Source organism: Microcoleus sp. PH2017_35_SFW_U_B (assembly GCF_020737865.1).
Taxonomy (GTDB): domain Bacteria; phylum Cyanobacteriota; class Cyanobacteriia; order Cyanobacteriales; family Microcoleaceae; genus Microcoleus.
In genome coordinates this window covers 94,771-102,011 of record NZ_JAEQDE010000071.1, presented here as the reverse complement: position 1 = coordinate 102,011, position 7,241 = coordinate 94,771, and the positions used below count along the sequence as shown (strand labels likewise).

7 protein-coding genes are annotated in these 7,241 nt (G+C 44.8%); 4 read left to right on the top strand and 3 right to left on the bottom strand.

The genetic code is table 11. From position 1 onward, the window contains the following. Together JGK36_RS20655 and JGK36_RS20650 are read left to right on the top strand one after the other, a co-directional pair. A partial coding sequence (locus tag JGK36_RS20655) for an RNA-guided endonuclease TnpB family protein (protein WP_293201084.1) occupies nt 1–931 on the top strand: 931 nt, incomplete at its 5' end. Between the two features lie 212 nt (nt 932–1,143). After that, the gene (locus tag JGK36_RS20650; RefSeq protein ID WP_293175838.1) at nt 1,144–1,680 is read left to right on the top strand and encodes a cofactor assembly of complex C subunit B; all 537 of its coding nucleotides are present in this window, start codon (nt 1,144–1,146) and stop codon (nt 1,678–1,680) included. A gap of 832 nt (nt 1,681–2,512) precedes the next feature. Here the strand turns inward: JGK36_RS20650 and JGK36_RS20645 are convergent. Continuing rightward, nucleotides 2,513–2,836, bottom strand: a complete 324-nt coding sequence (locus JGK36_RS20645; RefSeq protein WP_293144355.1) for a DUF3155 domain-containing protein — start codon at nt 2,834–2,836, stop codon at nt 2,513–2,515. Nucleotides 2,837–3,470: 634 nt separating this feature from the next. Here JGK36_RS20645 and JGK36_RS20640 point away from each other — a divergent pair. Both JGK36_RS20640 and JGK36_RS20635 read left to right on the top strand, forming a co-directional pair. Then, nucleotides 3,471–4,850, top strand: coding sequence for an ATP-binding protein (locus JGK36_RS20640; RefSeq protein WP_293197867.1), 1,380 nt, complete (start codon nt 3,471–3,473; stop codon nt 4,848–4,850). 149 nt (nt 4,851–4,999) lie between these two features. Beyond that, nucleotides 5,000–5,677 carry a hypothetical protein gene (locus tag JGK36_RS20635; RefSeq protein ID WP_293201082.1) on the top strand — a complete coding sequence of 226 codons (678 nt, stop codon included), beginning with the start codon at nt 5,000–5,002 and terminating at the stop codon, nt 5,675–5,677. Nucleotides 5,678–5,798: 121 nt separating this feature from the next. Here the strand turns inward: JGK36_RS20635 and JGK36_RS20630 are convergent, their stop codons facing one another. Next, nucleotides 5,799–5,930 (bottom strand): hypothetical protein, encoded by a 132-nt coding sequence (locus JGK36_RS20630; protein ID WP_293175832.1) that lies wholly within the window; start codon nt 5,928–5,930, stop codon nt 5,799–5,801. Beyond that, complete coding sequence (locus tag JGK36_RS20625; RefSeq protein WP_293175830.1) at nt 5,923–6,918, bottom strand: Npun_R2479 family HD domain-containing metalloprotein; 996 nt, start codon at nt 6,916–6,918, stop codon at nt 5,923–5,925. The genes JGK36_RS20630 and JGK36_RS20625 overlap by 8 nt, the downstream gene beginning before the upstream one ends. Nucleotides 6,919–7,241: the final 323 nt, after the last annotated feature.

Sequence of the window (7,241 nt, the reverse complement as noted above, 5' to 3'; positions counted from 1 at the left end):
AGTCATGAGCAAGCACGCTGGAATAGCGAGGTTTACTTATAACTGGGGATTGGCTACTTGGAGTAATCTTTACAAAGATGGATTGAAGCCCAACAAATATCTACTCAAGAAATTCTTTAACAATCATGTAAAACCTGAATTTACATGGATTAAAGAAGCGGGAATTTGCCAGAAGATAACTCAATATGCTTTTGACAATCTAGGGGATGCTTTCACTCGGTTCTTCTCAAAAAAAGCTGGATATCCCAAATTCAAGAAAAAGGGCCATCATGATTCCTTCACGATAGATGCAGGTGGTAAACCAATCCCGGTAGGTGGTACGTCCATAAAGCTACCAACAATCGGTTGGGTAAAAACCTACGAAGGATTGCCTCATACTACTTGCAAGTCAATCACTATTTCACGTACTGCCGACAGTTGGTTTATTGCTTTTGCCTACGAACAGGAGCATGAGCCAACTGTAAAGGAATACGATGTCGTGGGTGTTGACTTGGGAGTTAAAGAGTTGGCAACCCTTTCAACGGGTGTTGTTTTCCCTAACCCAAAGCATTACAAAACGCACCTAGCGGTAGCGAATCTCAGAAAAAATACTCTCCATCAAATTACTACTTACTTAGGCAAAAACCACGCAACGATAGTAGTAGAAAATTTGAATGTTTCGGGGCTGCTAGCCAATCACAAACTAGCTCAAGTTATCGCTGACTGTGGATTCTATGAATTCAAGCATCAACTGGAATATAAAGCTAAAAAGTTTGGCTGTGAAATAATCATTGCTGACCGCTGGTTTCCTTCGAGCAAGACCTGTTCAAACTGTGGACATATTCAAGATATGCCCCTAAAAGAAAGAACTTACAACTGCGGAAGTTGTGGTCATTCGATGGACAGGGATTTGAACGCAGCAATTAATTTATCGCGCTTGGCTAAAACGTGAAAGCTTACCGAGGGATAGCCGCTCCCATGCTCCCGATGAAGTAAGAAGCAAATGTCTAGACTTGTCTAGGATTTGTATAGCAGAAAAACGCATTGCTAGAAAGCTTGCCGAGAATTTGGGTTAAAAAGTGTCTGCGTAAGTCCTCGATCGCTTTCTTCTGTAAACTTATGTAAAGTCATAGTAGATAATTTCACTTACACAAACTTCTACCGATGGATACTACTGTTCTTTCTTCAACCTTTGTGATGACGCTGCTGTTGGCTGTTGGCTTGTTTTTCTTCATCAAGGCCTCAGTCAAAGATCGCATCGAACAAGTCAAGCTTGCTTCCGAGAGCGCCCAAGAGTTACTGTTAACCCAGCTACAAGAGTATTTTGCTTCTAGGGCTTACCGAGTTGCAGCCGTTGATGCCCCCAACTATAAAGTCACCTTTGAGGGTTTTGTGCGGCCGAGTTGGTTTCTAGCTATCTTTTTAACCCTGTTGAGTGCAGGCGGCGCTCTCTGCTTGGGACTGGTTTTGGGAATGCTAGTACCACAGCAAGGTCAAATTTTCCTAGGTTTGGTACTGCTGTCGCCGTTGACGGGAGTATTTTACTGGAAAAAAGCCGGACGCTCCGAGCAAGTCATTCTCAAACTCGAATCAGTTGCTGACTCGGAAAGCCCAACTAAAAGCTTTGTTACTGTCAGAGCTCACCGCGACGAACTAGCAACTATGCAAAAAGCTTTAAATTTGAAACCCCTGGAAGATTAAAAGTTTGGCGCGGAACGTTTTTTTGATATGCTAGATGCCGTGCTTCGACTTCGAGCCGACAAAAGGATTGCTGCTGGCAGTTCTCTAGTTGGCCCGAAAGTTCGATCGACTGTTGATGCAAAGTAAATGATTTTCTAGAAACTTATTGAATAATTGGGTAAAAGCTGGTAGTGTAGGGCGGGAATAAAAAACGCTCTAGCGATTAAAACAGCTAGGGCGATGGTCACTTTGAGTCATTATCGTTTTCAGCAAATGTTGAAGCATCAAGCTGTTAAATATGGCAGTTTTGTAGTAGACATAACCGAATAATACACATCACAAACCTGTTCAAAGTGTGAACAGAGATTTAAATGGCGCTTTCAATATCTTGTTGAAAGCTTTGAGAGATACCTCCTTGACGGGAGAGCTTGCAGCTTTCACGCGTCTTGCCATACACAGCTAATTCGGGCTTAGTCTTGGATTTGCTGGGTTAAATGTATCTGGCACGGTCAAACGATTTTAGATTGTGAGATTTTAGATTTGAGATTTATTCTACAGATGAATCTGGGAGCTTTAATTTTCGTCTAAAATTTGGAGTGGTTCGCGACTCGATTCCGATCTTGTATTCGTTTTTGGGCAGAGTCAAAAAAAACCATTATCCTGAGAGTGCCAATTGTGCCGATCGCCCTTTCTTGACGATCTATACTGTTGCGATGGCTCCTTCTACCTTAACTTCCCAAGGATTTTTCGCGTAAATTTCAGTTGGCACTCTCCAGACAATGAGAACTCTCGCGCTTTTGTTAAAAGAGCTAGAAAAACATTGGTGTCAATGTTTTGATCTAAACATTTCGATCTATGCGCGACTGGCGGACACCGCAGGAATTTTTTCTGCGGTTGCTTCCAGCATCACCTTTAAGCTGGGAAACAAGAAATGGTTCTCTTCTACGTATTGGGCTCCGAACAAACCTTTTTCAGCCCAAAAGTATCTGTCGGTGGTATGCTCGTTACGCTTGACCAACAGTAAAGCTGGGGGAGCAATGCCTTCGGCATGGATGAACTTGCGAGCCGCTGTTACGGGTTTATCTTCGCCGCTCTCGATGCTATATTGAGGCACACACTCTAAAATTCTGCGTCCTTCTTGTCGGCGGCGACTTTTGCGCTTGCGTCTCCTGGCCAATTTCTTTACCTCCTCTGTGAGCAGACAGTGTGAGCAGACAGTATGAGCAGACAGGTTTTGACATACTCCCCAGCCATAAAGACATGGGGATTCTGGATTCAAACAGCTTTTCTCAAGCACAGTTTGTCTGATATTGCCGAGCATCCTAGGTTGATGCCCCAACCTATCTCAGATTTTTTGGATTATAGAGTTGAGACCGGATTTTTACATCTGGCGAATCAACAATACATGATTCAATCATCAAAGCTGTCCCGATCGGGCGTGGCTTTTTATCCAATTTTTAGGTAATGATAGCTACCAAATCCGAGGCCAGTATATCTGTTCTAGCTCTAAACTTCAACTGTTTTTAATATATCGACATAATCTTAACATTCGTGCCGATCGACAAAAGTGCAGCGGTTGTGGTAAGGTGGGCCGCAACTTCCGGCAGCAGCCAAGCTTGGGACTCTGGGGAAGCTATGCAGGCGGGGCTTTAAAGCAATTGTGTTTGTGAAAGCTGAATCCTGGGAACCGAGCAGCCTGCCATCAAAGCCCACATACTAGAAATTTAGGAGTCTCCAATCTGTAATCGGGGGCTGAGCAGTTGTAATTTAGTTAAAATTCCGTAAAATATCTTAATGTGGCACTCATGTTAATGCCAGCCAGTTCAGAATTTGTCAAGCTTTGTCGATCGCAGGTGGCGATCGCAGTCAGTTTGGGTGCGACATTCAGCGCAGTATACCTGACACAAGAGCTGGTAGAAGGCAGCGAGGCAAAGTTAGTGCCGATCGCAGTTTACCCAGAAACCTCAGTCGAACCAGAAAATCAGGAGTTGAGGCTCGAACCGGCTTCAAGCTCGACAGTGAAACCAATGCCACGGCGGCTGGCTGCGCCGGCTTTGGCTGTGGAAGCATCAACCGTGGGTGCGATCGCACCCGAGCCACTGCCGGGTTTTGAAAACAGTTCCAATCAGTGCCAAGGCCCGGGGAATGTGTGGCAGCAACGGAGGCAAATAGTGACGCCTCTGATACACGAGGACGCTGTCCTGGGACTCCTGGTCAGCGGTAGGGAAGACAGGGCTTGGAACGATCGAGAGGAGGCTCAGATCCAACAAATTGCTCGCACCTTGGCCCTAGCCTGCATTTTAGACCAGCGATCGCAGTGGATGCATCAGGAATTGGGATCTTCTCGGCAAATCCAGGCTCAGGTTTATGACACGATGCACAACTTGCTGCACCAGTTCAAGAGTCCGCTGACAGCGTTGCGAACTTTTGGCAAACTGTTAGCGCGCAGGCTGGTACCAGAAGACAAAAATCGCAATGTGGCTTATAGTATTGTCCGAGAGAGCGATCGGCTCTCTGAATTGCTCGGCCAGTTCGATCGCACAGTAGATACCGGCGAAGCAAATCTCAGACTCCCATCAGGCACTTCAGAAACAGCAACTTCTAATATCGAATTAATCCAGCATTCTCCTCTGTCGCTGTTACCAGTGGCCAATTTGGACGAATCCTGTGTAGTGACAGAAGTCTTAAAACCGCTGTTAATTTCCGCCGAGGCGATCGCATCGGAAAGGCATCTGTCATTGCTAGCCGACATTCCGGCGGATTTACCACCAGTCTCGGCGAGCGATCGAGCTTTGCGCGAAGTTTTGAGCAACCTAATTGACAATGCTTTGAAATATACCCCCGCCGGCCGCCAAATTTATATTAAAGTAAGCTACGAAGCGAACCACCGCCCCTTACCTGCCATAGCAGTTGCAGTCAGCGACACAGGTTCCGGCATTCCCCCCCAGGATTTAGAGCATTTATTTGAGCGACACTACCGGGGAGAAAAAGCCCAGACAGAAATTCCCGGCACAGGATTGGGTTTGGCGATCGCCCGCGATTTAGTCCGCCAAATGCAAGGAGAAATCCAAGTATTTTCCCCAGTAAATCCGGAATGGCTGCCATCTAGTGCAGCTCATTTATATCCAACCGATAGCGGCACTACATTCGTCGTTTGGCTGCCGATGAAAAAGGAGAACAACTGTTTGTAGTGCGGACTTCAGTCCGCAATATTGAGCGGACTGAAGTCCGCACTACAAGCCTTACTTATTGGGGTCAATAGATCGGACATGATATCATTGCCAATCTAAAATTAAAAATATAAAATAGTCTCACAAACTCTATACCTGGGAAAAACCATATGAAGCATCTGCCTTTATTCGATAAAATTCCCAACTTTTCAAATCTTTTAGAAAAGCTCAAGAAACACTTTTTTACTGTACCATTTTTAGTTATTTTCAACACTCTGACTGTCTTGATTTTAGGCGGGCTGAGCCTATATGCCAAACTCAACAACCAGGGAGACGGAGTTGAACGCCTCTTTAGCGATCCTTTTAACTTCTGGTTCCCTTACGAAGGCCTCCTCACCGGAATTTCCGAAGTCCTCTGGTGCATCCCAGTCGCAATTTGTGCATTTACATTCGGACTCCTGCGCCAAAAAGACCCCCGCAGTCGATCGGCAATATTCTTCTTTTTTAGCGCTTTACTGCTGGGAGTCTTTTTCTTGGATGACAGGTTTCGGATGACTTTGATTCTTTCTCAGTTGGGAATATCTAAGAAATTAATTTATTTGTGTTATGGTAGTGGCGTTTTCCTTTACGGAATTAAATTTTGGCGATACATCAAAACCACTCCTTACCTGCCCTTAATCGCCGCATTCCTCTTATTTGCTATCTCGCGGTTTGAGGATATTATAGACACTCGTAGTCTAGGAACACACGCTATGTTAGAAGATGGCACTAAGTTATTAGCTCTTCTGAATTTGGCTATGTATTTTTGGCACGTATGTTATCAAGCAATTTGGACAGTTGACAGTTGACAGTTGACAGTTGACAGTTGACAGTTGACAGTTGACAGTTGACAGTTGACAGTTGACAGTTGACAGTTGACAGTTGACAGTTGGCAGTTGGCAGTTGACAGTCATTGGAAGCAATTACTAATTACCAATTCCAATCCGCAATGCCCAATGCGCTGGGAAGGCCAATGCCCAATGCCCAATCCCCAATGCCCTGGGAAGGCCAATGCCCCATGCCCCATGCCCCATGCCCCATGCCCCATGCCCAATTACCCATTGCCAATTACAAACAAACTTTTCATGTTTTTTTTATTCCTCTGACTAAAACTGTCAGGCAATCCCCGAAACCGCTGGAAATTCAGAAATTGAAACCCGCGAACATCAGCCAGTAACTTTGGCGTAGATTTTACCGCCGAAGTTGCAGCACAAGAGGCAATTTCTTTCTCTACTGTTAACACATTTCCGTAAAGATTGGCAATTATTTCTTGACCCCCAGCAGTCATTTTCAAATGCTGCAATCCTTCTTGAATGTAGGGATATACAACATTCCAAAAAAACTTGGGATAGCCCGATCGCAAATCTGCCGGATGGCAGTAGCCTAGATTTTTATTACTACCTATTTCTTCAAATTCATAAAACAGCGCCGGTATTTTTTGTAAGTAGCGGGGGTCGCTGAGTTGACCGAGCAAATCTGCTGCCCGCACTAAGCCGGGATAATTGCCAGTACAAGAGTGTTCTTCGTCGTTCGGTACGGGGAAGCGAGTCAATTCAATATTACGCATAATAGCCTCCGAATCAATCAAATCGTGACCGAAAAAATGTTCTTGTACGAACATTTTACCCCTGTCTATATGATAGGGAGTTAAGCTAGCATCAGTTGTACCCGATTCTAGATAAATTGTATTGTTGTCAGTGCCTGTCGCATACAATCTTTGGCTTTGTTGATCTTGAGGGCAGATTCCTTTGACGTAACCGATATCGTGACACAGCCAAGAAACGATCGCCTCCAGCCAATTTTCTGGGGAGATGTTTCCTTCGCTCAGGTATTTACCGCGCAATATTTCTTGCCCTACTAAGGTGACAAGAACTGTATGTTCGACGTTGTGATAAAGAGCGTCGCTGCTGGCAATGTTTTCTAAAGCTAGGCTGACAACCTGTTCGATAAGTCTGGCGCTGTCAGATTTAATGTTCCCGTAAGTGTTTCGGTATCCGGCTTTTAAGCTTTCAGTTAAGGAACTGATGATGACTGTGGTGGGGTTCAACATTTGTAGTTACCTTGATGGCGGGTGATTGCGAACTATTGCATATTTGCAATTAGTCTGTCAGAGGAGTATTTTTTTTTCCAAGAAGTCATTTGTGCAGTCAATCTAAAATCTAAAATCTAAAATCTAAAATCGATCGACTGGCTGTTGGTTTTTATTGTCACCGATCGCAATTGGCGATCGCAACCAGAAAAGCTCATAAGTTTGACAGTTTTTGCGCCTCAGCAATTTCCCGCTGATTGGGGAGCTACCGCAATACCTCATAAAAACTCATAAAACCTCAGGAAAGCGAAGGAGCAGCTAACTCGACTCGGAATTTGCCGTGC

Coding starts and splice junctions, on each gene's coding strand:
- JGK36_RS20630 (WP_293175832.1), bottom strand. CDS start 5,930: ATGGGTAATTGGGCATGGGGCATGGGGCATGGGGCATGGGGCATGGGG.
- JGK36_RS20650 (WP_293175838.1), top strand. CDS start 1,144: ATGGATACTACTGTTCTTTCTTCAACCTTTGTGATGACGCTGCTGTTG.
- JGK36_RS20635 (WP_293201082.1), top strand. CDS start 5,000: ATGAAGCATCTGCCTTTATTCGATAAAATTCCCAACTTTTCAAATCTT.
- JGK36_RS20625 (WP_293175830.1), bottom strand. CDS start 6,918: ATGTTGAACCCCACCACAGTCATCATCAGTTCCTTAACTGAAAGCTTA.
- JGK36_RS20640 (WP_293197867.1), top strand. CDS start 3,471: ATGCCAGCCAGTTCAGAATTTGTCAAGCTTTGTCGATCGCAGGTGGCG.